Below are 25,156 nucleotides of genomic sequence, written 5' to 3'. Positions count from 1 at the left end.
GGGACAGCGCCGGCCCGGGAGATGGCACCCGCCCGAGAGAAGGCACCCGCCCGGAAGATGGCACCCGCCCGGGAAACGACGCGGGCCCCGGAGGTGTCACCCGCCCGGGAGACGGCGCTCGTCCGGGAGGCGGCGCCGCGTGCCAGGAAGGCGAGACGTGGCGGCGCGATGGCCGGGCGGGGCACGGGAAGGGCGGAAGGAGTGGTGAGCCCACTCATGGGAACCTCCTCAGGGTTGACGCGTCCCATGTCGTGAGGTCACGGTCGCCAAGCGACCTGGCTCCCGGGATCTGGGTCCCGGATACAGTGGCGCGTCCGCACCGGCATCTCACCGGATTTCCCTTGGACAACCGTGAAATCTACCGGAACGTATCCTTTCATCCGGTTCGCGTCAACAGTGACGCATGATGATGATCCACCCCCGCTGGATCAGGGCCCGCCGCCATCAGGGCCGCCGCCCCGGCTCGTCCACGATGCCGCTCGCCACGACGCTGCCCCAGCCGAAGAGCCGCCCCTTCTCGACCGAGCCGAACGCCCCCGGCTCCTTGTGGTCCCGCACCGCGATCGTGCGGTACCCCAGATACTCGTACGTCTCCCGATCCACGAAGATCTCGTCCCGCAGGTACCCCTCGTGGACCCGGTACAGCGTCACCCCCGGCCGCCCCGCCAGGTCCTTGGCCCGGGCCTCGTACCGGACGCCGGGGATGCGGGCCAGCGCGCCGTACATGGCCGCGCGCAGCGTACGGGGCAGCACGGCGTCGCGCATGCCCTGCACGATGTGCTGGAACGCCCACGCGTCGCGCCGCTCGGCCGTCAGCGGCGGAATCCTCACCCCGCGAGGCGCGCCGGCCCGCCGCTTCGCGTCCTCGGCGGCGACGTCCGCGTAGACGCGGGCGAGCAGGGCGTCCGGGTCGGTCGGCAGGGAGAACAGGTACGGGTACGTCACCTCGAACTCCGACCCCTTGACCACCTTCAGCCGGCCGTCCTCCAGGTAGGCGGACTTCTTCTCGTCCGCCCGCCGCCACAACTCGTAGGTTTTCGTGCCCTTCCTGTCCTCGGCGACGGCGACGCTCTCCGTCTTGATGTACACCCACTGGTGCGGCTCCGGCCTGGGATCGGGCCCGGCCGCCGCCAGCGCCGCCGCGTTGCCCGCCAGGTCCGCCGCGCTGGAGACCTTGCGCAGCCGGAGCGGGCCGCCACTCGACGACGGCTCACCGCTCGGCGGCGCGGTGCCGGTGCCGGTGCCGGTGGGCGGTGCGGTGGCGCCCGGCGGGCGGGGGCCGGCCGTCGGGAGCGCGCCGGGCCGTCCCGCGTCCCCCGGGTCGCCGGAGCCGCGCACCACGGGAACGATCACGACCACCGCGGCCGTCATCGCCGCCGCCAGGCCCAGCCCCCACGTGAAGGGGAAGCGGCGTGCCCGTGGCCGCCGCCCGGACCGGTGCACAGACCGGTGCACAGACCGGCGCCCGGACCGGTGCGCGTGGGCGAGCAGGCGGGCGCGCGCCGCGGCGACCGTACGCTCGTCCGGGCCGGGCAGCGCGTCATGGCGGTCCTTCAGCTGCCGCAGCTCATCCACGGTCGCCCACCTCCTGCGCCGGGAGGCCGAGGGTCGTGCGGAGCCTGCGCCTGGCCCGGGTGACGCGGGAGCCGACGGTGCCGATCGGGATGCCGAGGGCCCGCGCCACCTCCGTGTAACTGAGCTCGGCGCACACGACCAGCAGCAGCGCGTCCCGGTCGCCCCGGGACAGCGCGGCCAGGGCCGTGGCCAGCGCGGGCGTGAGCTGCTGCGCGCTGACCCGCTCGGCCACCCGGTCGGCGTGGTTCTCCACCTCGCCGGGGGTTCCGGCCCGGCCGAGCGCGCGGTAGAGCCGGAGCTCGGCGCGGCGATGGCGGCCGATCAGGTTCGTCGCGATGCCGTACAGCCACGCCCGGGCGCTCGGCCAGGCAGGGTCGTAGCGGTGCCGCTGGTCGAACGCGGCCAGGAAGGTCTCGGAGGCGACGTCGTCGCCGGTGCCGGGCTCCAGCCGGGCGCAGGCGTACCGGTGGATCGCGGGATAGTACCGATCGAAGATCACCGAGAACACCTCGGGCTCGTCGCGGGACCGCTCGATGATCGACGCGTCGGTCGTCTCCTCCGGCGCGCGCCCGGTTCGCGCAGGTCGTACGGGAGCACTGGGGTCGGGGTCATACACCGGCAGCCTTTCTACGGAAGTCATCGGAGCTGATTGCCCGAACCCGCGTTCCTTCTTCGCGACCCTCCGCGAAGAAGGCGGCCGCTCCCTCCCGCCGATCCGCCTCCCGGCCGCCGCGGCCCGTCACGGCTTGCGCGCGATCCCGCCGAACATCAGCCGCTGCCCCACGGTCAGCTCCCCGGCGACGGCCGCCTCCGGACGCCACAGGGGCAGCGGCACGACCCCCGGCTCCACCAGCTCGAACCCGTCGAAGAAGGAGGTGATCTCCGCGACCGTGCGGAACCTGCCGGTGCCGAGCAGGGCGAGGTATTTCCGCTCCGCGTCGCGCGACTCCTGGCTGGAGGCGCAGAAGTGGGTGATGAACAGGTGGCTCCCGGACGGGACCGCGTCCATGTACGCCTCGACGATCCCCCTGGGGTCCTCGTCGTCGTGCAGGTGGTGCAGGATGCCGACCAGCATGACGCCGACGGGACGCCCGAAGTCGATGAGCCGCCGCACGGCCTCGTGACCCAGCACGGCCGCCGGCTCCCGCAGGTCGGCGGGCACGATGGCGGTCAGCGCGTTCTCCGCGAGCAGCGCCTGCCCGTGGGCCGGCACCATCGGGTCGTTGTCGACGTAGACGACGCGTGAGCCGGGGTCGGCGCGCTGCGCGACCTGATGGGTGTTCTCCACCGTCGGCAGCCCCGAACCGAGGTCCAGGAACTGCGTGACACCCTGGCCGACCAGGAAGCGCACGCCGCGCCCGAGCATCTGGCGGTTGTACGTCGCCACGTCGTAGATCTCCGGCACCACCTTGGCGATCTCGGCCACGAAGGCGCGATCGACCTCGAAATTGTCCTTGCCCCGCAGCACGACGTCATAGGCCCTGGCGATGCTGGGCCTGGTCGTGTCGATCGCGCTGTCCCGGATGTCCGGCGTCTCAGTCACGGGCGTCCCTCTCCTCACCGAGCAGATCAACGGATCATAGGCAGCCGGCCCCGGTACGCGGCAGCCCCCCGATCCGCCTGAGCGCCCCGATCCGTCTGAGCCCCCGGAGCCGTCCAAGCCCCGCCGAACCGCCGAACCGCCGAACCGCCGAACCGCCGAACCGCCGAACCGCCGAACCGCCGAACCGCCGAACCGCCGAACCGCCCGCCCGGCCGTCAGTGCCAGTAGTCGCGGTCGGGGAGCCGCAGCCGCGTGCCGGGCTCGGTGATGGCGCACCTGCCGGTCGCGCGCAGGCCCGCGCCGGCGTAGCAGTAGGCCAGGGCGTAGTCCTGGTACAGGTAGGTGCGCAGGATCTCGGCCGGGGAGTCGCCGGGGGAGACGTGGCCGCCGCCCGGATGGGTGTCCCAGGCCGTGACCTTGCCGTCGCGGTGGACGCGGCCCTGGTCGCCGCTCTTGGGGTTGGCGTACATGCCGTAGGCGACCGTGCCCTCCGACAGCGCGTTCATGACGACGGGCGTGGCGGCCAGGTAGCCCCACGCCTGGCTGACGACGCAGCCGCCGGGCACGTCGGTGAAGCCGACGACCCGCACGGCCTCCTCGGAGTAGCCGTCCTCGACGATCGCTTGGAGCTCCTCCTCGTCGAAGGGTTCGGCGGCCAGCCGGCTGGCCGCCTCGGCGGCGCTGATCCCGCGTACGCACGAGAGGCTGTAACCGTCGAACTCGGGGTCGTCCAGCGCGGCGATCAGGCGGTCGGCCTCGCGCACGGCGGCGGTCTCGGCCTCGCTCAGACCCTCGTGGCCCGGAGGGAAGGGGAAGAACAGGCCGGGCGTGGGGCCCGCCAGGCTGAGCCGGCCGGGCGACCAGCCGCCCATCATCGGCCGCCACGGGTCGGCCCCGGCGGCGACCAGGGCGCGGACGTTCTCGGGCCGGTCGTTGAAGACGGCCTCCCAGAGCGCGGTGCGCCCCTCGCACTCGGCGTCGACGTCATCGACCCGGCCGGCCAGCTCGGCGACCACCTCGGCCGTGCCGCGCGCCGCGGCGGCGTGCAGCGGGCGCTCGAACGTGTACGCCCCCCACTCGGGATCGGCGCCGGCGTCGAGCCTCGCCCGGACCCCGGCCAGGTCGTTCCACGACGTCAGATCGGACCATTCGGGCGTCAGGGCAGCGGTCATGGCAGCTCCTTCAAGATCACGGCTGTGGATGCGAGCGGGGCCATCATGACGGAGCACTAGGACAATTTCCGGCCCGCGATCAGCAGGCCGCGGCCTCCCGGGCACTCAGGGAGGTGACGGAGCCACCCGCACGCGGTCGCTCTCCCCGTCCGAGAGGAACGCCGCCAGCTCCCGCCCCTCCTCGGCGACCGCCGCCCGCTCGGACCGGGAGAAGGGGCGCAGCGGGGCGACGGTCACGGTGTCCGCCTCGACGGTCCAGGTGGCGGCCACCCGGCCGTCGACCAGCACCATCCGCGCGCCGGTCACCGACAGGCCGCGATGGGCGTCGTCGATGATCCGCCCGCGGTCGTGGTAGCCGAGGACCGTGTTGTCGAACGCGGGCAGGAACCGCACCGGCGCGGGCGTGCCGGGGTCGGGGCGCGGCGCGTCGGGCAGGTCGAGCAGCTCGCGCCCGCGTTCGTCCCGGAAGGACACCAGCTCCTCCCGCACGGCCGCCACCGCGGCGGGCAGCCCGGCCAGCCCGGACCAGGCCCGCAGGTCGGCCGAGGCCGCGGGGCCGAACGCCGCCAGGTAGCGCCGCACCAGGGTCTGGCCGACGGGGTCGGAGCTGTCCTCGGCGAGCGGGTCGATCTCCCGGCCCAGCCACGACGACAGCAGCGCGTTGCGCACGCCCGCCCTCGTGCGCCACACCCCGCGCGGCGGCAGCTGCACCATGGGGAGGAGGGCCGCGACCAGCATCTCGCCCAGCGCCCGCGGCTCCGCCGCCGGCCAGCGGCCGGCCACCGCCCGCGCCAGCTCGCCCATCGAGCGCGGCTCGCCGTCGGCCAGCACGGCCAGGCCCGCCGCCGCCAGCTCGTCGAGGTCCACCCCGTCGAGCTCGCGCCGGTAGGTCCCGAGCACCCGCCGGCGCAGCATGAGGTCGTGGCGGGCCCGCCAGGCCAGGACGTCGTCGGCGGTGAGCAGGTGCACGGTGCGGCGCATGAGGTGGGTGCGCACGACGCGCCGCCCGACCAGCAGGCCGGACAGCTCGGCCGGGTCGAAGGCGCGCAGCCGCGACCAGAGCCCGACGAACGGCTCCTGCGGCTCCTGCGCCTGAAGACCGCACAGGTGTCCGACGGCGTCGAGCGCCGGCACGTCGGCACGGTCGAGGAGCAACTGCCGGGCGAGCGTCGCCCGGTTGAGCGCCCGCGCGTCCAGAACGCTCATCGCGCCCCACCACCTTCTCCTTGGCCGGTCGCCGCGGCGCGTTCGTCGCGCCGGCCCCGGAGCGCCCTGCCCACGATCTCCTCGGACACGCCGCGGGGCCCGTACACGTCGGCCGTGTCCACGATGTTGATCCCCGCGTCCAGCGCCAGGTGGACGATCCCGGCGCAGTCGTGGGGGTCGGGATTGCCCGCCTGGCCGAACATCATCGTGCCCAGGCAGGAGGGGCTGACCCGGATCCCGGTCCGCCCCAGCGTACGCATCTTCACTGCTCAGTCCTTGTCCTGGTGGTGGCCGGAGCACGGGCCCGGGCGGCGGCGCGTCCTGAGCACCGCCGCCCCGGCCGCGGTGCTCAGGACGCGTTGTACTCGCTGACGACGTCCACGACCCAGATCACGCCGAACCGGTCCTTCAGCATCCCGTAGACGGGCGCCCACTGCGCGGGCCCCAGCGGGTGCAGGACGGTGGCCCCGTCGCTGAGCCCCTCCCAGTGCGCGGTGACCTCCTCGACCGTCTCGCCCCGGAGCGAGACGAAGAACGCGTTCTCGCCCGGGTTCCACGGCATGCTCCCCGGGACGTCGTACGCCATCACCCGGAAGCCGTTGCCGGCCGCCACCTGGCCCCACGACACCTGGTCGGCCTCGGCCGGGTCCTGCACGTTGCCCATGTCCTTGTGGGTGACGACCGCCAGGTCCCCGCCGAACACCGACTGGTAGAACGTGAGCGCCTCGCGGGCCTCGCCCCGGAAGTTCAGGTGGGTCACGACGTTGACGGACATGGTGTCCTCCTCATCTCTCGATTCCGTACGGGACCACCGTCGCAGGGGTAGCGGTCAGGTTGTGGCCTCTTCTCCCGGCAGAATGGAACGCATGCCGAAGACCTCAGCACGCCTGCTGGCCCTGCTCTCGCTGCTCCAGGCGCGCCGGGACTGGCCGGGGGCGCTGCTGGCCGAGCGGCTCGACGTCAGCCCGCGCACGGTCCGGCGTGACGTGGACCGCCTCCGGGAGCTCGGCTACCCCATCGTGACCTTCAAGGGGCCCGACGGCGGCTACCGGCTCGACGCGGGCTCGGAGCTGCCCCCGCTGCTGTTCGACGACGAGCAGGCCGTCGCTCTCGCCGTCGCGCTCCAGATCGCCATGACCAGCGGCGCGGGCATCGCGGAGGGGGCGGCGCGGGCGCTGCAGACCGTACGGCAGGTCATGCCCGCCCGGCTGCGCCGCCGCATCGACACCATGCAGGTCACCGCCGTCGAACGCCCCACGGCCCGCCAGGACCCGCCCATCGACAGCGGCGTGCTCATGACGCTCGGCGCCGCCGTCCACGCCCACGAAGAGCTGCGCTTCGACTACGCGCTCACTTCTCCACCGGACTCCGGCGCCTCCTCCTCAGTGGAGCCCGGCGGCCTCGGCCCGGTTCCTCCGCGGCGCGTGCAGCCCCATCACCTCGTCACCTGGGGCGGGCGCTGGTATCTCGTGGCCTGGGACCTCGACCGCGACGACTGGCGCACCTTCCGCGCCGACCGCATCACCCCGCGCACCCCCACCGGGCCCCGCTTCACCCCGCGCGACCTGCCCGCGGCGAACGTGGCCGCCTTCGTCACCGCCCGCTTCCAGGGCTCCGACGGCGCTGACGGCTCCGGCGGCTGGTCCTGCCGCGGCGAGGTGATCCTCGGCCTGCCCGCCTCCGTCGTGTCCCGCTACACCCGCGACGGCGTCGTGGAAGAGCTCGGCCCCGACCGGTGCCGGCTCGTGCTGGGCTCGTGGTCCTGGCCGGGGCTGGCCGCCGCGATCGGCAGGTTCGACGCCGACATCGAGGTCGTCGGCCCGGACGAGCTCAGGACCGCCTTCGCCCACCTGTCCCGCCGCTACGCCAGAGCGGCCGGCGGCCACCCGGCCGGGCTGTCCCCGGCGGAAGGCCCCCCAGAGGGAACACCCCCCGAATCCTGACGCCCGCCCGCCCGGCCGGCCACCCGCCCGTTCGGACGTCCACCTCAGCCTGACGCCCGCGCCGCCCGCCGTCCCCCGCGCGTGGGTCCCTCACGTCCGGCCCCCGCATGGGGGACGCGGTCCGGGGCCGGGCGGTGGTGGTGGCAGGAAGCGGTCATGGGGCTGCACGTTGCTGGCCCTCGGCGGGACGGATCGGCCGGGGAATTCACCGCACACTGAGGGTGCCGGAACATTTCCGATGCCGAAGGGACACGAGAATGACAGAGGTCGATTTTTCGGAGGTCCGTAACTCGACAAAATGGCCGCCACGATGGCACGAATTCGTCAATCACGCAGGTGGCAGAAAACCGCACATCACGTTACGTACGGATGAGCCGGGAATTCGTGGCCTGTTCCGCTACCGGCCCGAGGCGGCGCAGCCGTTGAACCAGCTCTCCGAGGTGCTCCTGTGCGGGGACGGCACGCTCACCCGGGGGGAGCGCGAGCTGATCGCGGCCCACGTGTCGTCGCTCAACCGCTGCCGGTTCTGCTACCACACGCACGCCGCCTTCGCCGCCGCCCGGGTCCCCGGCGGCATGGCGCTGGTCGACCAGGTGCGCGAGGACCTGCCGAACGCGCCGGTCCCCGCCAAGCTCAGGGCGCTGCTGGAGATCGCGGCGGCCGTGCAGCGCGGCGGGCAGGAGGTCACCGGCGAGCACGTGGAGGCGGCCAGGAGGGAGGGGGCGACGGACGAGGAGATCCACGACACGGTGCTGATCGCCGCGGCGTTCTGCATGTACAACCGGTACGTGGACGGGCTGGCCACGCTCGCCTGCGACGACCCGGAGCACTACGCCGAGCGGGCCCGGCTGACCGGGGGATACGTCGCGACGTGGCACGACGCCCTGAAGAAGGCCGGGTGAGCGTGAGCGCGGCAGGGGAGGCCGCCGGGCCGGGAAGGGGCCGCCGGGCGGGGGAGAGGCCCGGACGGAGTCCACCATGCCGGGAGGTCCTGGACCGGACCCGCCGGGCGGCGAAGAGGTCCGGCCGGAGTCCACCGGGGCGGCCCGCACGGAGTCCACCGGGAGGCACGGGCGAGGCCACCGGGGAGGCCCGGGCGGGGCCGTCGGCCCCGTCCGGGTCCCGGGTGGTTCGTCAGCAGTCCATCAGGTGTGCGTCAGGCGAAGAACTCGTCGACGGAGTAGGGGTCGTAGGGGTAGCTCGAGCGTTCGCTGATCTTGCCGTCGACCAGCCGGAAGAGCTGGAGGCCGTGATCGTTGAGGGTGCGGCCGTCCCGTTCGCCGTGGATGGACAGCACCGCGGCCACGCGGTCGTTGCCGGCGAGGTACTCCTCGGGCTCCAGCCGCAGCCCGCCGGAGGCGGCCTTGGCCAGCCGGGTCAGGTAGGCGAGGACCTCTTCCTTGCCGGTGTAGTCCTTGGCCATCGGGCCGCGGCCGGGCACGTGGAAGACCGCGTCGTCGGTGAGGAGGTCCCGCAGGACGTCCAAGTCACCCTTGGCCAGGGCGTCGTAGAAACTGTTGATGACACTGACGTAGGGATGTTCGGTCATGGAAGCCGTCCAATCACAAACAGGGCTTATAGGGCCGTTCGCGACCCTACGCTGCGTAGATCGACGAAACAAGGAGGTCTCATGCGCTCAATGTCGGAAACGGAAAGAGGAGGTATAGACCAGGACATTGACAGTGGGTGAGCGGCCACCCGATCATGCTGGGGTTGGCCGACTCGGTTTTCGGACGTTGAGGAGCTTTTATGCCCCATGTCAGCATCGATTCAGGTGAGCCGGGAATTCGCGGTCTCTTCGCCTTCAGCCCCGAGACCGCCGGGCCGCTGAACGCGCTGGCAGAGGTGCTGCTCCGCGGGGACAACACGCTGACACGCGGCGAGCGGGAGCTGATCGCCACCTACGTGTCGGGGCTCAACGAGTGCCGCTACTGCACCGCCTCGCACGCCGCGTTCGCGGCCGCCCAGCTGCCCGGGGGCATGGAACTGGTCGATCGGGTCCGCGCCGGCACGGCCGGCGCGGACATCTCGCCGAAGCTCGGGGCGCTGCTGGCGATCGCCGCCGCGGTGCAGCGCAGCGGCCGCGAGGTGACCGGCGACCTGGTCGCCGCCGCGCGGAAGGAGGGCGCCACCGAGCGGGAGATCCACGACACGGTGCTGATCGCGGCCGCGTTCTGCATGTTCAACCGGTACGTGGACGGCCTGGCCACGCACGCCCCCGACGACCCGGCCGTCTACGAGGCGGCGGCCGAGCGCATCGTGACGTACGGCTACGGCCACCCCGCCCCGGGGGCGCAGCAGGCGGGACACGCAGGGTGACGCGCGACCACCGCTACCTGATCATCGGGGCCGGGCCGGGCGGCCTCCAGCTCAGCTACTTCCTCCAGCGGGCCGGGGCCGACTACGTCACGCTGGAGCGGGAGGAGTCGCCCGGCGGCTTCTTCCGCCGCTATCCCCGCCACCGCCGGCTGATCTCCCTGAACAAGGTCCACACCGGCGAGAAGGAGCGCGAGATCCAGCTCCGCTGGGACTGGAACTCCCTGCTCAACGACGACCCCGACCTGGGGTTCGCGAGCTACTCGCAGGAGTACTTCCCGCACGCCGACGACCTGGTGCGCTACCTGGAGGACTTCCAGCGCGTGCACGGGCTGCGCGTGCGTTACGGCACGCCGGTGCTGCGGGTGGAGAAGACCGGCGACCGGTTCGCCGTCCACACGGACGGGGAGGTCTACCGCGCCGACTGCGTCATCGTGGCCACCGGGTGGGGCGGCCCGTACGTGCCCGACATTCCCGGCATCGAGCTGGCCACCGGCTACGAGGACGCGCCCACCGGCGGGGAGGAGTACACCGGGCAGCGGGTGCTCATCATCGGCAAGGGCAACTCGGCGTTCGAGACCGCCCAGGCGCTGCTGCCGTACGCGTCGGTGATCCATCTGGCCAGTCCCAGCCCCGTGCGGCTGACGTGGACCAGCAAGCACCCCGGGCACGTGCGCGGCATGTACGGCGCGCTGCTCGACAGCTACTGGTTCAAGACCCTGCACGCCGTGCTGGAGTGCACCGTGGACCGGATCTGGCGCGAGGACGGCGCGTACAAGGCGGCGATCACGTACACGCTGGCCGACGGCGAGCGGGCGGTGCTCGACTACGACGCCGTGGTGCGCTGCACCGGCTTCACGATGGACACCGGGCTGTTCGCCGGGTCCTGCCGTCCGGAGCTCGCGCCCAACGGCCGCATGCCGGCCGTCCGCCCCGACTTCCAGTCCGCCAACGTGGACGGCCTCTACTTCGCGGGCACGCTCATGCAGGCCCGCGACTTCAAGCGCGCCTCCTCGGCGTTCATCGACGGCTTCCGCTACAACCTGCGCACGCTGGCGGCGCTGCTGTGCGAGCGTTACGACGGCGTGCCGCTGCGCCCGCGCGAGGTGCCCGCCGACGCGGGCGCGCTGACGGACGACGTGCTCGCCCGGGTCAACCACAGCTCGGCGCTGTGGACCCAGTTCGAGTACCTGTCGGACGCGTACGTCGTGGGCGGCGGCACCGCGCGCCGCTACGAGGACCTGCCGGAGGACTACGCGACGGCCCGCTTCGCCGGCGAGGACCTGCTGCTCACCGTCACCCTGCGGTGGGGGCCGCGCGACGAGCATCCCGACGTGTTCGCCATCCGGCGGCACCCGACGCCCGACCGGGCCGACGAGTGCGCCTTCCTGCACCCCGTCGTCCGGGTGTGGCGGCGCGGCGAGCTGGTCGCCGAGCGGCACCTGCTGGAGGACCTCCAGGCCCGCTGGCAGGACCCCGTACGCCACGTCGCCCCGCTGCGTGAGTTCCTGGCCGGGCACGTCCCGGCGGGCTGAAGCCGTTCCGCCACCGGCGGCGGGGGTGCGGCCCGCCCGCCGCCGGTCAATCTCACCGGGCCGTCAGCCGGAGAACCGCGCCACCAGGTCGTCCACCACGCCCTCGAACGACCCGTGCCTCCTCAGCGCGGCGCGCTGCCGGGCGGCCCCGCTCCCGGCCTCGCGCAGCCACCGCCACTCCCGCAGGACCGTCTCCAGGTCGCCGCTCTCCTCCAGCGCGGGCCTGACGTGCTCGATCAGCCCCTCCACCACCTGCGCCGCCGGAACCTGCCGCCCGGTGTACGGATCGGCGCCGTGCCCGTCGAGCCCGTCCCTGGCGGCCCGCCAGTACGCCACGCGCAGCAGCTCGTCCGGCGGCCGCGGCCCGGGATCGCCCGCCTCCACCCGCCGCAGCGAGACCGTGACCAGCGCCCTGACCACGAGCGCCAGGAGCGCCGACTCCCGCGCGGAGGCGGGCACGTCGCTCACCCGCACCTCCACCGTGGGCAGTCGCAGCGACGGCCGCGCGTCCCAGAACATCGTCGCCGGGTCCACCAGCGCGCCGCTCGCGGTCAGCCCTTCGACCAGGCGCTCGAAGTGCCCGAGGCTCTCCAGGTAGGGCGGCGGCCCGGCCACCGGCCACTTGCTCCAGGCCAGGACGCGCCAGGCCGCGTACCCGGTGTCGCGGCCGGTCCAGAACGGCGAGTTGGCCATGAACGCGATCAGGGCGGGCAGCCAGGGCCGCAGGTGGTTGCAGACCAGCAGCGCCCGCTCCCGGTCGGGCAGGTGGACGTGGACGTGGCCGGCGCAGATCGCCTGCTCGTCGTGGAGCGAGCGGTAGTTCTCGATGCCGAGGTCGTAGCGGGGGTCCTCGGTGATCGGCGGCGGGACCGCGGGCCCCAGCACGGGGGTGCCGGAGGCGATCAGGGCCAGGCCCTCGGCCCGCGCGGCGGCGGCCACCACGGCGCGCATCCGCGCCAGCTCCCGCGCCAGCTCGGCGGAGCCCGCGCAGGGCGGCGTCTTGGCCTCCACCTGGAACTGGGTGATCTCCGTGCACACGCGGTCGCCCAGCTCGCCGGCGGCCCGCGCGACGACCAGCCCGGCCCGCGGCGCCACCTCCCGGGTGCGGGGATCGACGACGAGGTACTCCTCCTCGACCCCCATCAGCGGGCGCGCGGGGTCGGACGGCGCGGAGGTCGTCGATGCGGCGGTCACGGTCATGCGCTCCCTTTCGACGGCGGGGGTCGGGCCGCTTCCGATCTTGCCCTCCCCGCGCCCCGCCCGGCACTCCTTTCCCCCAACTCCACCAGATCGCGACCACCGGACCGTGCCCGGTCCCCGCGGGGCGATCGGCTTTCCGGCGGGCCGAACGCGGGTCAGGGCGCGGCGGGGCGACCCCCAGCAGGCCGGTCGGCAGGGCGCTGTGGCGGCCCGTGACGCGGGGCTCGTGACGCGGGGCTCGTGATGCGGGGCTCGTGATGCGGGGCTCGTGACGCGGGGCTCGTGACGGGCTGCCGTCGGGGTGGCGCCGTCATGACGTCGATGGTGACGCCCTCTGCCTTGCGATGACGTCATAGTGGTGTCATAGTGACGTCATGGATCTCGCCCCGTATGTCGATCACCTCCGCCGCGAGCTGGCGCTCTCCGCCGGCGCGGGCGGCGAGGAGGCCAGGGCCCTGGCCGAGCGCCTGGCCGCCACCCTGGAGTCGGCCGCCAGGCTCGCGCTCCTGGAGGCCCTGTCCGCGGCCGCCGACGAGATCACCCGAGACCTCGCGCCCGGCTCGGTCGAGGTGCGCCTGCGCGGCCGCGACCCCGACTTCGTCGTCACGCCCCCGCTGACCCGCGGGTCCTTCGAGGCGGACGGCGAGCGCGCCGGTCCACCGGGCCCGCCACCGGGCCCACCGCCCGCCCCGCCGCCCCCGCCGGACGCCGACGAGGGCGGCACCTCCCGCATCTCGCTCCGCGTCCCCGAGCACCTCAAGCCGCGCATCGAGGAGGCCGCCGCCAGAGACGGGCTGTCGGTCAACGCCTGGCTGGTCCGCGCGGTCTCCGCCGCGCTCGACCCCGGCGCCGCCCGCCCGGCGGGCCCGCGCGCCACCACCCGGAGCGGCAACCGCTTCAGCGGCTGGGTGCGCTGATGACCACCATGACGCCATCGGTGACGCCACACATGACGTCAAGGACGCCACGCCCGCCGACGACCACGCCGACCCCAGCGACCCGCGACGAGGAAACCGCGATGCCGACCTTCGACGAGACCGCGACCCCGACCTTCGACACCCCGCAGCCCATCCTCGCCATCATCGACCTGGGGGCCGGCACGCTCCGGATCAACGCGGGCGACCGCGCCGACACCGTCGTCGAGGTGCGCCCGAGCGACCGCGACAACGACGCCGACGTGCAGGCCGCCCGGCACGTGCGGGCCGAGTACGCCGACGGCAGGCTGGTCGTGCGCGCCGACAAGGAAGGCGGCCCGGCCTCCGGCCGGGGGCTCTCGCTCGACCTGCTGGTGGAGTCGCCCGCGGACTGGGCGCGCTCGTTCCTGTTCGGCGAGGGCTCGGTCGAGGTGACGATCGACCTGCCCGCCGGCTCCCGCGTGGACGCCAGGGCGGGGGCGGGCCTGCGCTGCCGCGGGCCGCTCGGCGAGGTGTCCTACACCACGTCCTACGGCGACATCCAGGTCGAGCAGGCCGGCCGGCTGCGGCTGAAGAGCACCCACGGCGACATCTCGGTCACCCGCTCCTCCGGGCCCGCCGACATCGCCGCCACCCACGGCGACATCCGCGTCGGCACGATCGACGGCCCGGCCGTGATCAAGAACTCCCACGGCGACGTCCGCGTCGGCGAGGTGACCGGCGAGCTGCGGCTCAACAGCGCCTACGGCGACATCACCGTCGACCGCGCCCCGGCCGGCGCGGCGGTGAAGACCGCGTACGCGGGCGTGCGCATCGGCGAGGTCGTGTCCGGCGCCGTCGTCATGGAGACCACCGGCGGCGGCCTCGACCTCGGCATCCGCGAGGGCTCCGCCGCTTGGCTGGACGTCAGCTCGACGTACGGCACCGTCGACGTCGAGCTGGACCCCAGCGACGGCCCCGGCCAGTCGGAAGAGGTCGTCGAGGTCCGGGCCCACACCGGCCACGGCGACATCGTCATCCACCGTTCCTGACAGCACCGTCCCTGACAGCAAGGAGATCACCATGTCCGACGCCATCGTGGCCGAGGGGCTGGTCAAGAAGTTCGGCGACGTCGTCGCCCTCGACGGGATGGAGCTGCGCGTCCCCGAGGGGACCGTCTTCGGGCTGCTCGGCCCGAACGGGGCGGGCAAGACCACCACCGTCCGCATCCTGACCACGTTACTGAGACCCGACGCCGGGCGCGCCGAGGTGGCCGGGCTCGACGTCGTGCGCGACGCGCGCCGCCTGCGCGGCCGCATCGGCGCCTCCGGCCAGTACGCCGCCGTGGACGACCACCTCACCGGCGCCGAGAACCTGGAGATGGTCGGCCGCCTCTACCACCTGGGCGTCAGGCGCAGCCGCGAGCGCGCCCGCGAGCTGCTGGAGCGCTTCGACCTGACCGAGGCGGCCGACCGCCCGGTGCAGGGCTACTCCGGCGGCATGCGGCGCCGGCTCGACCTGGCCGGCGCGCTGGTCGCCGCCCCGCCGGTGCTCTTCCTCGACGAGCCCACCACCGGCCTCGACCCCCGGGCCCGGATCGGCCTGTGGGACGTCATCTCCGAGCTGGTCGGCGGCGGCACGACGGTGCTGCTCACCACCCAGTACCTGGAGGAGGCCGACCGGCTGGCCGATCGCATCGCCGTGGTGGACCACGGGCACGTGATCGCGCTCGGCACCGCCGACCAGCTCAAGGACCAGGTCGGCGGCGACCGGATCGAGCTGTCGGTGACCAGCGCGGCCGACCTGGAGACGGCCGGGCGGGCGCTGGCGCCGCTGGCCGCCGGCGAGGTGCGGCTCGACCCCGGCGCGCTCCGGGTGACGCTCCCGGTCGCCGGCGGCGCCGCCACGCTGACCCGGGCGCTCGGCGAGCTGGCCGCCGAGCGGATCGCCGTGCGCGACGCCGGGCTGCGCCGCCCGACCCTGGACGACGTGTTCCTGACCCTGACGGGACGCGACGCCGACGACAGGACCAAGGAGACCGTCCGATGAACGCCCTGCACCTGGCCGTCGCCGACGGCCTGACCATCGCCAGGCGCAACGCCCTGAAGATCCGGCGCGCCCCCGACCTGCTGGGCGGCGTGATCATGCTGCCCGTCGTGTTCGTGCTGCTGTTCACCTACGTGTTCGGCAGCATGATCACCCTGCCCGGCGTGTCGTACAACGAGTACCTGCTTCCCGGGATCTTCGTCATGACGATCGTCGGCAGCGCGCAGATCACCGGCTACACGCTGACGCAGGACCTGCAGAAGGGCATCTTCGACCGGTTCCGCACCCTGCCGATGTCGCCGTCGGCGGTGCTGACCGGCCAGACCCTCGCCGACGTGATCATGAACGTGACCAGCGTCGTCACCATGGCCCTGGTCGGGCTGCTCGTCGGGTGGCGCATCCACACCTCGCCGCCGGAGGCCGCGCTGGGCTTCGTGATGCTGGTCTTCTTCGCCTACGCCTTCTCCTGGGTGACGGCGACCGTCGCGCTGGCCCTGCGCAGGCCCGAGGTCTTCAACAACATCGCCACCATCATGTCGTTCCCGCTGATGTTCCTGTCCAACGCCTTCGTCGACAGCGCGCGCCTGCCCGGCGTGCTGAAGCCGATCGCCGAGTGGAACCCGGTCTCCACGCTCGTCCAGGCCGCCCGCGAGCTGTTCGGCAACACCGGCTCCCTCATGCCCGAGCCCACCGCCTGGCCGCTGCGGCACGCGGTGCCGGTGTCGCTGGCGTGGTCGGTCGTGCTGCTGCTCGTGTTCGTGCCGCTGGCCCCCCGCCTGTACCGGCGGGCGGTCAGCCAATGACCGGCCGGGCCGTCGCGCCCGCGGGGCGCGAGCGCGACCGGGCGGCGAACGCGGCCGGCTGACCGTCCGCCGCGCGCGGACCCGGGAGCGCAGGGCCCGGCACCGTTGCCGGGCCCTGCGTCACGTCGAGACGCCACGCTCAGGAGGCGGGGGCCAGCGCCTGGGAGCGCATGAACTCGTCCACGAACCGGGTCGTGTGCTCCCCGGCCGCGAAGCGCGGCTGCGCGAGCAGCCGGCGCAGCAGCGGGATCGTCGTGGCCACGCCCGGCCCCTCGACCGCGAACTCGGCCAGCGCCCGGTCCGCCCGCGCGATGGCCTCCGCCCGGGTGGGCGCCCAGACGATCAGCTTGGCGATCAGCGAGTCGTACGTCGGCGGCACCGCGTCCCCCTGCGCGTATCCGGAGTCCACCCGGACCCCGGGACCGCCCGGCGGGCGGAACACCGCCAGCCGCCCGGGCGTGGGGCGGAACCCGGCGTCGGGGTCCTCGGCGTTGATCCGGCACTCGATGGCCGCCCCGGTGAGCCGCACCTGCTCCTGCCCGAACGGCAGGCTGCCGCCCGCGGCCACCCGGATCTGCTCCCTGACCAGGTCCACGCCGGTGAGCATCTCGGTGACCGGGTGCTCCACCTGGATGCGCGCGTTGATCTCCATGAACGTCGGCCGCCCCTCGGGATCGACGAGGAACTCCATCGTCCCGGCCCCGGTGTAGCCGAGGTGCCGGGCCCCGGCCACGGCGAGCTCGCCCAGCCGGGCCCGCACCGGGCCGGGCAGGAACGGTGAGGGCGCCTCCTCCACCAGCTTCTGGTTGCGCCGCTGCAGCGAGCAGTCCCGCTCGCCGAGGTGCACCACGTTCCCGGTGCCGTCGCCGAGGAGCTGGACCTCCACGTGGCGCGCCACCGGCACGAACCGCTCCAGGTAGACGTCCCCGTTGCCGAACACCTGGCGGGCGAAGGCGGTGGTGCGCCGGTAGACCTCGCGCAGCTCCGCCCGGTCCGCGGCCACCTCGATGCCGCGCCCGCCGCCGCCCGCCGCCGCCTTGACGATGACCGGGTAGCCGATCTCGTCCGCGATCAGCTCCGCCTCCCCGAGCGAGGGCACCGCGCCCTCGCTGCCGGGCAGCACGGGCAGCCCGGCGGCGGCCATCAGCGCGCGCACCCGCGCCTTGTCGCCGACGCACTCCATCACCTCGGGGCGCGGGCCGATGAAGACGAGGCCGTGGTGGGCGCAGATCCGGGCGAAGTCGGCGTCCTCCGACAGGAAGCCGTAGCCGGGGTGCACGGCCTGCGCGCCGGTGCGCAGCGCCGCCTCGATGATCGCGGGGACGTACAGGTAGCTGCGGCGCGCGGGCCCCGGCCCGATGTGCACCGCCTCGTCGGCGTAGGAGACGAACCGGGCGTCGCGGTCGGCGGTGGAGTGCACGGCCACCGTCCTGATGCCCAGCTCCCGGCAGGTACGCGCGACCCGCAGCGCGATCTCGCCCCGGTTGGCGATGAGGATCTTGTCGAAGCTCATGTCTCGTCCGACCGGATGAGGACCAGCACCTGGTCGAACTCCACCGGGTCGGCGTTGCCCGCCACGACCTCGACCACCTCGCCGGCCCGCTCGGTCTTGACCGGGTTCATGAGCTTCATGGCCTCGACGATGCCGATCGTCTGCCCGGCGCTGACCCGGTCGCCGACCTGCACGAAGGGCGGCGCGCCCGGCTCGGGGGCGACGTAGAAGGTGCCGACCACGGGGGCGGTCACCGAGTGCAGCGCCGGGTCGTCGGCCTCCTCCACGGGGGCGGCCGGGGCCTGCTGCGGCACGGCCGCCGGCGCCTGCCCGTGGGCCCAGCTCACCTCCAGGGTGCACTCGCCCAGCCGCAGCGACACGCTCGCCACCGGCCCGGGAACGGTCTTGATCAGGTTGCCGATCTCCTCGCGCAGCAGCCTCACCGCCGCGTACTGCTCACTCATCCTCGAACACCCCCAGCCCGCGGAACCGCTCGTAGCGCTGCTTGCGCAGCTCGTCGCCGTCGAGGCCGGACAGCTCGCGCAGCGCGTCGAGCACCGCGGCCTTCAGCGCGCCCATCGCCCGCTCCGGGTCCTCCTGCGCGCCGCCGGGCGGCTCGGGCACGACGCCGTCGACCACGCCGAGCCGCAGCAGCTCCGGCGCGGTGACGCGGAGCGCCTCGGCCATCCGCGGGCCCTGCGCGGGGTCGCCGAACAGGATCGTCGAGCAGCTCTCCGGGCTGATCACCGAGTAGACGGCGTGCCGCAGCATGAGCACCCGGTTGGCCAGCGCCAGCGCCAGCGCGCCGCCGCTCCCGCCCTCGCCGATCACGGTGGAGACCACCGGCACCGACAGCTCCGACATGCCCGCCAGGCACTCGGAGATGGCCCAGGACTGGCCGCGCTCCTCCGCGCCGACGCCCGGCGCCGCGCCCTGGGTGTCCACGAGGGTGACGACGGGCAGGCCGAGCCGGTCGGCCAGCCGCATCAGGCGCAGCGCCTTGCGGTAGCCCTCGGGGTGGGACAGGCCGAAGTTGCGGCGGACCAGCTCCTCCGTGTCGTGGCCCTTCTGATGCCCGATGATCATCACGGGGGTGCCGTCGATCACGCCGGGGCCGCCGACGATCGCCGGGTCGTCGCCGTGCAGCCGGTCGCCGTGCAGCTCGACGAAGTCGGAGCACATGTGCCAGATGTAGTCGAGGGCGGTCGGCCGCCGCGTGTCCCGCGCCACCCGCAGCGTCTCGTACGGCGTGAGCACCCCCGTCAGCTCGGCCGGGTCGCGCACCACGGGGGAGGGGCCGTCGCCGGCGAGGGGCGCGGACGTCGCGGGCGCGGTCACCGACAGCAGCCGGGCCAGCAGCGGGCGCAGCCCGTCCCTGGGCTCGACCCGGTCCAGCATGCCCCGCCCGGCCAGGTACTCGGCGCTCTGGAAGCCCGGTGGGAGCTCCTCCCGCGTGGCGGCCGCGATGACCCGCGGCCCCGCGAACCCGATGAGCGCCCCGCGCTCGGCGACGAGCACGTCCCCGAGGGTGGCGAACGAGGCGGTCACCCCGCCGAAGGTGGGGTCGGTCAGCACGCAGACGCTGAGCACGCCCTCCCGCTGGAGCCGGCGCATCGCCTGGGCGGTCTTGGCCATCTGCATCAGCGACAGCGCCCCCTCCTGCATGCGCGCGCCGCCCGAGCAGATGACGAGGATCAGCGGGCTGCGCTCGCGCAGCGCCCGCTCGCACGCGCGGGTGATCGTCTCGCCGACGGCCGAGCCCATGCTGCCGCCCAGGAAGGCGAAGTCCATGACGGCGACGACGACGCGCCGCCCGCCGATCGCGGCGGTGCCGTGCACGAGCGCGTCGTCGAGCCCGGTGCGCCGGCGCGCCTGCTCCAGCCGCTCGGTGTACGGGCGGGAGTCGGTGAACGCCAGCGGGTCGCCGGAGCGCACCCGCGAGCCGGCGGGCACGAAGGAGCCGTCGTCGACGACGGTGGCCAGCCGATCGGCGGCCGACAGGCGGTGGTGGTGGCCGCACTCGGGGCAGACGTGCCCGTCCCTGGCCAGCCGGGGCCGGTAGACGATGGCCGAGCAGGCCGGGCACAGCTCCCACGCGACGTCCTGTGAGGTGGGCAGGGAGATCGTCACGGGGCTATCCCTCCCAGTGGTAGAAGCGGCGGGCCATGGCGTCCGCGGGGCTGCGCCAGGTGTCCGGGTCGTAGGGCGTCACGAAGGCGCCGAGCCGGTCGCTCAGCTCGCGGAAGTCGTCGCGCCTGCGGGCCTGGTCCATCGCGGCGCCGGCCGGGCCGTCGAACTCCACGTGGTGGAAGTAGAGATCTCGGTAGAGGAACAGGTCGCGCCGGGTGACGCCGAGCGCGCGGGGCAGCTCTCCCGCGTCGGACTCGGCGAACAGCCGGGCGACCTCGTCTGCTCCGCCGGAGGCCAGGCGGGCGACGATGAGGATCTTGTCGGGCACGAAGCTCTCCTGTGTGTGCGAGCCTTCGGGTCCCTGCCACCGTAGGAACCGGCCCCCGCGCGTGTCGCCCACCGCCGGCCCGAATCCCGGCCTCCCCCGGACGTACGACTCCTCCCTCCCGCTGCTGAGACGCCTCCTCCCCGCTGCCGGGGCGCCTCCTGGGGCTTGCCCCCGTCCTGCTATTGAGGAGAGCGCACCACCAGCCCGTTCTCGTAGGCGTAGATCACGACCTGCACCCGGTCGCGCACGCCGAGCTTCTGGTACAGGTGCTGCACGTGGGACTTGATCGTGCTGTCGCCCAGCATCAGGGTCGTGGCGATCTGCTCGTTGCTGTAGCCGCGCACCAGCAGCCGGAAGACGTCGCGCTCCCGCTCGGTGAGCTGGTCCAGCACGGGGACCGGCGAGGCCGAGGCCACCGGCCTGCGGGAGAACTCGTCGATCAGCCGGCGGGTGACCGAGGGCGACAGCAGCGCGTCGCCCTCGGCGGCGTGCCGCACCGCGTCGGTCAGCCGGTCGATGGGCGCGTGCTTGAGGATGAAGCCGCTCGCCCCGCTGCGCAGCGCCTCGAAGATGTGCTCGTCCTGGTCGTAGATGGTCAGGATGATCACCTTGGTCGGGGCGCCGCCCATCGCGGCGATCTCCCTGGTGGCCGTCAGCCCGTCCATCGCGGGCATGTTGATGTCCATCAGCACGACGTCGGGGCGCAGCCGCCTGACCTCGCGCACCGCCTCGCCCCCGTCGGCCGCCTCCCCCACGACGGCGATGTCGGGCACCTGGTCGAAGGTCATCCGCAGACCGCTCCTGATCAGCGGCTGGTCGTCGGCGATCAGCACGCGGATGCTGTGCACACGTCATCCTCTCGCGTGATCGGGATGGTCGCCCTGGTGACGAAGCCCCCGCCGGGAAGGGGCCGGGCCTCCAGCAGCCCGCCGTGGACCTCCAGGTGCTCGCGCAGCCCCGCGAGGCCGAAGCCGCCCGGGGGGAAGCAGATCTCCTTGCCGCCGGGCGGGCGCGCGTCGTTGGTCAGCGTGATGCTCAGCTCGTCGCCGAAGCGCACCTCCAGGTGCAGCCGGCCCCCGTTGTGCTTGAGCGCGTTGGTGAGCACCTCCTGGGCGACGCGGAACGCCGCCGCGGCCACCCCCGGCGGCACCCGGTGCTCCTCGGCCAGGTCGTGCAGCTCCAGGTCCAGGCGCGAGGCCGGCAGGTGCCTGGTGAGCTGGAGCAGCCGCGACGAGAACGGCGCCGGCGGCGCCTGCTGCTCCTCCCCGAGGGGGAGGGCGCCGCGGGGGAGCGCGGTCGCGCTCTCCTCACTGCGCAGGACGCCGAGCGTGGCGCTCAGGTCGGCCAGCGTGGTCCGGGCCACCCCCTCGATGATCTCGGCCGCCTGGTGGTGTGAGGCGCCCGCCGTGGCCGAGCGCAGCCGCCTGGCGTGCAGGGCCATCACCACCAGGCCGTGACTGACCCCGTCGTGCAGGTTGCGCGCCACGCGCCGCCGTTCGCGCAGCACCGCCGCCTGCTGTGCCCGTAAGAGCCGGACCCGGGACATCCTGTGGACGACCGAGGCCGTGAGTGCTCCCCCGATGAAGAACGCCGAGACGACCAGGGCCCATTCCTCCACGATGATGAGCCGGTCGACGGTGGTGCGCTGTTCGAGTGCCATTAAAGCCGAGGTCTGCTGATAAAACGGTGTGCATATGTGCCGAATTACCCCCATGGCTGCGAATACTAGCTTGACGCAATGGTCGCTTCAAGGGATTTGTATGGCGGCTCACATATCTTTCGCAGAGTGGCCCTGTCGCGGCGTCGGGGCCGTGTAGCACGCGGTTTACGGTGCGGGCAAGCGCTCTATGGGTTCTCTAAGGGGTCTCGCAGGGCGTACTAATGTTCTGCGCGGTTCATGATTCAACAATCCGCGATCTCTGAAAATGGCGATAGCGATCATCGGGCCTACCAGAAGACCGTAGCCTGACGAGCGGTTTAACGAAATGGAAATAGAGATTTCCCTTCGGTATTCGCCAGGTGGGGGAGGTCTCGCACGCGCGGGGGAGCCCGCGGTTCGGCCCGCCGGCGGAAGACACGCGACCGCCCCGTGAAGAGGCTGAATCGGGGGCGGCGGAGGGCCGCCCGGACCGAGGGAGCCCGATGCAGCGATACGCGATCACCTTCCAGATCAAGCCCGGCTCGGAGGCCGCGGTAAAGGAACTGCTGTCGGCCTACGACCCGCCGGAATGGGTCACGCCGGACGGCACCCGACTCCTCAGCACCTCGATCTTCATGTACGGCACCACCGTCGTCCGCGTCATCGAGATCGACGGCGCGCTGCCGAGCGTGATGGCGCACCTGGCCAGGCAGCCGAGCATCCAGCGGCTGGAACGGGAGCTCGACCCGCACCTGGCCGTCCCCCGCGACATGAGCTCCCCCGAGGGGGCCAGGTCGTTCTTCCTGTCCGCCCTCATGGAGCACGTGACCACCCGAGTGGCCGAACCCGCGGAGGCAGCCCGATGACGACGCCCGTGACGACGCCCGTGACGACGCCCGTGACGACGCCCGTCTTCCTCATCACCGGGGCCACCGGCCGGCTCGCCGGGGCCGTGATCGACCTGCTGGGCAGCCGGGGCGACCGGCTGCTGCTGGTCGGCAGGAACAAGGACCGGCTGGCCGAGCTGGAGGAGGAGTTCGGCACCCCCGGCAGGATCGAGACGCTGGCGGCGGACGTGTCCGACCCGGACGGCGCCTCGCACGCGGTGGCCGAGGCCGTCGGCAGGTTCGGCCGGCTCGACGGCCTGGTCCACATGGTGGGCGGGTTCCGCGCCGGGCCGCTGTTCCTCATGAACTCCGGCGTGTGCGAGGACCTGCTGCGCGCCAACTACCTGTCGGCCGTCACCGCGACGCAGGCGGCGCTGCCGCACCTGGGCGAGGGCGGGCGGCTGGTGTACTTCAGCACGCCGCTGGCCGAGGTGCCGATGCCCGCGCTGTCGGCGTACTCGGCGGCCAAGGCGGCGCTGGCCGCCTGGGTCGGGTCGATCGCGCACGAGGTGAAGCGCAACGGGATCCACGCCAACACGGTCGTCATGACCATGGCCGACACGCCGGACAAGCGGCAGGAGCGCCCGGACCTCAACACCGAGCACATGGTCACGCCCGAGCTGGTCGCCCGGGTCGTGGGCTTCCTGACCGGCCCCGCCTCCGACGGCCTGTACGGCTGCCGCGTGCCGGTGCTCGGCAAGTTCGAGTTCAGGTCGGACCTCTCCGGCCCGCCCCCCGGCCTCGGCGGCCCGCCTCCCGGGCTCGGGGGCCCGCCTCCCGGTGTGGGCGGCCCGCCTCCTGGCGCGGGTGGCCCGCCCCCGGGCGTGGGTGGCCCGCCTTCCGGGGTCGCCGGTCCGCCTTCCGGGGTCGGAGGTCCGCGATGAAGGCCAGGATCGTCTTCCTCATCAAGGTCCCCGGCGACCGGCGCGAGGACTTCCTGCGCGCGTACGAGCAGATCCGCCACCAGGTGGCCGGCGGCGTGCCCGGGCACCTGCGCGACCAGGTGTGCCGCTCGGCCACCGACCCCGAGCAGTGGCTGATCACCAGCGAGTGGCGCACCCTGGACGACTTCCTGGCCTGGGAGGCCACCGAGGAGCACCGGGACCTGGTCAAGCCCATGCGCGACTGCATCACCGAGGCCAGGTCGCTGCGCTTCACCGTCATGGCGGAGACGTCGGCGACCATGGAGACCGCGGTGATGGAGGGGACCGCGGCGTGACCGCGCCCAGGGTGCTCGTCGCGGGCGGCGGCATCGGCGGCCTGGCCGCCGCCGTCGCCCTGCGGCGGGCGGGCGCCTCGGTCACCGTGCACGAGCGGGCCGCCGAGCTGCGCTCCGCCCAGTCCGGGCACGGCCTGGTCCTGTGGCACAACGCGGTCCTGGCCCTGCGCGAGCTGGGGCTGGAGCCCGAGCTGCGCAAGATCGGCTACGAGCTGCACCGGCACCGCTTCCGGGACCGGCGCGGGCGCACGCTCGCCGACTGGTCCATGGCGCGGATGGCCGAGCGGTTCGACGCGCCCGTCTACAGCGTCAGCCGGCCCCGGCTGCACGCCCTGCTCGCCGAGGAGATCGGCGACGACCTCGTGCTCGGCTCCCGCCTGACGGGGTTCGCCGCCGACCGCGACGGGGTCACCGTCACGTTCGGGCCGGGCCGGGAGGAGCGCGCGGACCTGCTGGTCGGCGCCGACGGGCTGCGCTCGGCCGTACGCGCCGGGCTGCTCGCCCACGAGCCGCCCCCCAGGTACGCCGGCTTCACCGCCTTCCAGGGCGTGATCTGGCTGCCCGGCTCCGGCGTGCCCGAGCACACCTTCCTCAGCACGTGGGGGAGGGGCCGCTGGTTCGTCTGCTACCGGCTCGACGACGAGCACGTCTATTGGGACGGCGTGCTCGGCGACGGCGTCACCGTGCCGATCGGCGTCGACCCCCGCACCATGCTCGCCCGCGAGTTCGACGGCTGGCCCGACCCGATCCCGGCGCTGATCGCCGCGACCGGGCCCGGCGACCTGGTCCCGGTGCCCGTCTTCGACCGGCCGCCGCTGGCCCGGTGGAGCCACGGCCGGGTGACGCTGCTCGGCGACGCCGCCCATCCGATGACGTTCAACCTGGGCCAGGGCGCCGGCCAGGCGATCGAGGACGCCGTCGTGCTGGCCCAGGAGCTCGGCGCCGCCACCGCCTCCGGGCAGGCCGGCGTGGCGGAGAGCCTGGCCGGGTACGAGGCCCGCCGCGTGGACCGGGCCGCCCGCATGGTGCGCAGGTCCCGGTTCAACGGCGAGCTGACCCGCTGGCGGCATCCGCTGGCCGTGGCCGCGCGCGACGCGTTCATGCGCGCGACCTTCGACCGGCTCATCTACCGCAAGACCTACGAGCTCACGATGGCCGTCGACTTCGTCGGCCGCTGACCGCCGGCGGCCACCGGCGCCGGCCGCCCACCGGGCAGCCGGTGCCGGCCG

The 25,156-nt window shown here is 73.6% G+C and carries 27 protein-coding genes; 12 read left to right on the top strand and 15 right to left on the bottom strand.

The window, feature by feature from the left end:
* Nucleotides 1-444: 444 nt before the first annotated feature.
* The 7 genes from IO39_RS16255 to IO39_RS16225 all read right to left on the bottom strand — a co-directional run bounded on the left by IO39_RS16255 (nt 445) and on the right by IO39_RS16225 (nt 6,271).
* Nucleotides 445-1,575, bottom strand: a complete 1,131-nt coding sequence (locus IO39_RS16255) for a CU044_5270 family protein (protein ID WP_043622854.1) — start codon at nt 1,573-1,575, stop codon at nt 445-447.
* On the bottom strand, nt 1,568-2,215 hold the full coding sequence (locus IO39_RS16250; protein WP_084772942.1) for an RNA polymerase sigma factor: 648 nt from the start codon (nt 2,213-2,215) through the stop codon (nt 1,568-1,570). The genes IO39_RS16255 and IO39_RS16250 overlap by 8 nt, the downstream gene beginning before the upstream one ends.
* A 99-nt stretch (nt 2,216-2,314) precedes the next feature.
* Nucleotides 2,315-3,118 (bottom strand): SAM-dependent methyltransferase, encoded by an 804-nt coding sequence (locus IO39_RS16245; protein ID WP_043622849.1) that lies wholly within the window; start codon nt 3,116-3,118, stop codon nt 2,315-2,317.
* Nucleotides 3,119-3,333: 215 nt separating this feature from the next.
* Complete coding sequence (locus IO39_RS16240) at nt 3,334-4,290, bottom strand: ankyrin repeat domain-containing protein (protein ID WP_043622846.1); 957 nt, start codon at nt 4,288-4,290, stop codon at nt 3,334-3,336.
* Between the two features lie 105 nt (nt 4,291-4,395).
* On the bottom strand, nt 4,396-5,496 hold the full coding sequence (locus IO39_RS16235) for a winged helix DNA-binding domain-containing protein (protein ID WP_043622843.1): 1,101 nt from the start codon (nt 5,494-5,496) through the stop codon (nt 4,396-4,398).
* Entirely contained in the window at nt 5,493-5,756 is a 264-nt protein-coding gene (locus IO39_RS16230; RefSeq protein ID WP_342671421.1) for an aldo/keto reductase, read from the bottom strand. The genes IO39_RS16235 and IO39_RS16230 overlap by 4 nt, the downstream gene beginning before the upstream one ends.
* Nucleotides 5,757-5,845: 89 nt before the next feature.
* Nucleotides 5,846-6,271 (bottom strand): VOC family protein, encoded by a 426-nt coding sequence (locus IO39_RS16225; protein WP_043622837.1) that lies wholly within the window; start codon nt 6,269-6,271, stop codon nt 5,846-5,848.
* Between the two features lie 91 nt (nt 6,272-6,362).
* On the opposite strand from IO39_RS16225, the gene IO39_RS16220 reads away from it, so the two are divergent.
* Complete coding sequence (locus IO39_RS16220) at nt 6,363-7,439, top strand: helix-turn-helix transcriptional regulator (RefSeq protein WP_084772940.1); 1,077 nt, start codon at nt 6,363-6,365, stop codon at nt 7,437-7,439.
* Nucleotides 7,440-7,792: 353 nt separating this feature from the next.
* A complete protein-coding gene (locus IO39_RS16215; protein WP_043623262.1) occupies nt 7,793-8,341 on the top strand; it encodes a carboxymuconolactone decarboxylase family protein in 549 nt (182 codons plus the stop codon).
* 254 nt (nt 8,342-8,595) lie between these two features.
* On the opposite strand, the gene IO39_RS16210 is transcribed toward IO39_RS16215, so the two are convergent.
* Nucleotides 8,596-8,988: a nuclear transport factor 2 family protein gene (locus IO39_RS16210; protein ID WP_043622834.1), complete on the bottom strand. Its 393-nt coding sequence runs from the start codon at nt 8,986-8,988 to the stop codon at nt 8,596-8,598.
* Between the two features lie 200 nt (nt 8,989-9,188).
* Between IO39_RS16210 and IO39_RS16205 the strand changes: the two genes are divergently transcribed.
* Together IO39_RS16205 and IO39_RS16200 are read left to right on the top strand one after the other, a co-directional pair.
* A complete protein-coding gene (locus IO39_RS16205) occupies nt 9,189-9,758 on the top strand; it encodes a carboxymuconolactone decarboxylase family protein (RefSeq protein ID WP_043622831.1) in 570 nt (189 codons plus the stop codon).
* Nucleotides 9,755-11,290: an NAD(P)-binding domain-containing protein gene (locus tag IO39_RS16200; RefSeq protein WP_043622828.1), complete on the top strand. Its 1,536-nt coding sequence runs from the start codon at nt 9,755-9,757 to the stop codon at nt 11,288-11,290. Before IO39_RS16205 ends, IO39_RS16200 begins: the two co-directional genes overlap by 4 nt.
* A 63-nt stretch (nt 11,291-11,353) precedes the next feature.
* Here IO39_RS16200 and IO39_RS16195 read toward each other — a convergent pair whose 3' ends face one another.
* Nucleotides 11,354-12,490, bottom strand: a complete 1,137-nt coding sequence (locus IO39_RS16195; protein WP_052422964.1) for a carboxylate-amine ligase — start codon at nt 12,488-12,490, stop codon at nt 11,354-11,356.
* Nucleotides 12,491-12,864: 374 nt separating this feature from the next.
* On the opposite strand from IO39_RS16195, the gene IO39_RS16190 reads away from it, so the two are divergent.
* From IO39_RS16190 to IO39_RS16175, 4 genes are all read left to right on the top strand, one after another.
* On the top strand, nt 12,865-13,407 hold the full coding sequence (locus IO39_RS16190) for a toxin-antitoxin system HicB family antitoxin (RefSeq protein WP_043622824.1): 543 nt from the start codon (nt 12,865-12,867) through the stop codon (nt 13,405-13,407).
* A gap of 101 nt (nt 13,408-13,508) precedes the next feature.
* On the top strand, nt 13,509-14,435 hold the full coding sequence (locus IO39_RS16185) for a DUF4097 family beta strand repeat-containing protein (RefSeq protein ID WP_043622821.1): 927 nt from the start codon (nt 13,509-13,511) through the stop codon (nt 14,433-14,435).
* A gap of 31 nt (nt 14,436-14,466) precedes the next feature.
* Nucleotides 14,467-15,432 (top strand): daunorubicin resistance protein DrrA family ABC transporter ATP-binding protein, encoded by a 966-nt coding sequence (locus IO39_RS16180; protein WP_043622818.1) that lies wholly within the window; start codon nt 14,467-14,469, stop codon nt 15,430-15,432.
* Nucleotides 15,429-16,232 (top strand): ABC transporter permease, encoded by an 804-nt coding sequence (locus IO39_RS16175; RefSeq protein WP_043622816.1) that lies wholly within the window; start codon nt 15,429-15,431, stop codon nt 16,230-16,232. The genes IO39_RS16180 and IO39_RS16175 overlap by 4 nt, the downstream gene beginning before the upstream one ends.
* A gap of 139 nt (nt 16,233-16,371) precedes the next feature.
* On the opposite strand, the gene IO39_RS16170 is transcribed toward IO39_RS16175, so the two are convergent.
* The 6 genes from IO39_RS16170 to IO39_RS16145 form a co-directional block, all read right to left on the bottom strand.
* Nucleotides 16,372-17,745, bottom strand: coding sequence for an acetyl-CoA carboxylase biotin carboxylase subunit (locus tag IO39_RS16170; RefSeq protein WP_043622813.1), 1,374 nt, complete (start codon nt 17,743-17,745; stop codon nt 16,372-16,374).
* Nucleotides 17,742-18,188, bottom strand: coding sequence for an acetyl-CoA carboxylase biotin carboxyl carrier protein (accB, locus tag IO39_RS16165; RefSeq protein ID WP_043622810.1), 447 nt, complete (start codon nt 18,186-18,188; stop codon nt 17,742-17,744). The genes IO39_RS16170 and accB overlap by 4 nt, the downstream gene beginning before the upstream one ends.
* Nucleotides 18,181-19,854: an acetyl-CoA carboxylase carboxyl transferase subunit gene (locus IO39_RS16160; protein WP_043622807.1), complete on the bottom strand. Its 1,674-nt coding sequence runs from the start codon at nt 19,852-19,854 to the stop codon at nt 18,181-18,183. The genes accB and IO39_RS16160 overlap by 8 nt, the downstream gene beginning before the upstream one ends.
* 4 nt (nt 19,855-19,858) lie before the next feature.
* Nucleotides 19,859-20,182, bottom strand: a complete 324-nt coding sequence (locus tag IO39_RS16155) for a TcmI family type II polyketide cyclase (RefSeq protein ID WP_043622803.1) — start codon at nt 20,180-20,182, stop codon at nt 19,859-19,861.
* Nucleotides 20,183-20,361: 179 nt separating this feature from the next.
* Nucleotides 20,362-21,030 (bottom strand): response regulator, encoded by a 669-nt coding sequence (locus tag IO39_RS16150; RefSeq protein WP_043622800.1) that lies wholly within the window; start codon nt 21,028-21,030, stop codon nt 20,362-20,364.
* On the bottom strand, nt 21,009-21,842 hold the full coding sequence (locus tag IO39_RS16145) for a sensor histidine kinase (protein ID WP_043622797.1): 834 nt from the start codon (nt 21,840-21,842) through the stop codon (nt 21,009-21,011). Before IO39_RS16145 ends, IO39_RS16150 begins: the two co-directional genes overlap by 22 nt.
* Nucleotides 21,843-22,324: 482 nt before the next feature.
* Between IO39_RS16145 and IO39_RS16140 the strand changes: the two genes are divergently transcribed.
* The 4 genes from IO39_RS16140 to IO39_RS16125 are packed head-to-tail and all read left to right on the top strand — an operon-like array spanning nt 22,325 to nt 25,105.
* Nucleotides 22,325-22,687: a SchA/CurD-like domain-containing protein gene (locus tag IO39_RS16140; protein ID WP_043622795.1), complete on the top strand. Its 363-nt coding sequence runs from the start codon at nt 22,325-22,327 to the stop codon at nt 22,685-22,687.
* Nucleotides 22,684-23,592, top strand: coding sequence for an SDR family oxidoreductase (locus IO39_RS16135; protein ID WP_052422962.1), 909 nt, complete (start codon nt 22,684-22,686; stop codon nt 23,590-23,592). Before IO39_RS16140 ends, IO39_RS16135 begins: the two co-directional genes overlap by 4 nt.
* Complete coding sequence (locus IO39_RS16130; RefSeq protein ID WP_052422961.1) at nt 23,589-23,927, top strand: antibiotic biosynthesis monooxygenase family protein; 339 nt, start codon at nt 23,589-23,591, stop codon at nt 23,925-23,927. The genes IO39_RS16135 and IO39_RS16130 overlap by 4 nt, the downstream gene beginning before the upstream one ends.
* Nucleotides 23,924-25,105, top strand: coding sequence for an FAD-dependent oxidoreductase (locus IO39_RS16125; protein ID WP_043622792.1), 1,182 nt, complete (start codon nt 23,924-23,926; stop codon nt 25,103-25,105). The genes IO39_RS16130 and IO39_RS16125 overlap by 4 nt, the downstream gene beginning before the upstream one ends.
* Nucleotides 25,106-25,156 lie beyond the last annotated feature (51 nt).

Origin of the sequence: Nonomuraea candida, from assembly GCF_000725485.1 — a bacterium.
GTDB lineage: Bacteria > Actinomycetota > Actinomycetes > Streptosporangiales > Streptosporangiaceae > Nonomuraea > Nonomuraea candida.
This window is presented reverse-complemented; position numbering and strand designations above follow the sequence as displayed.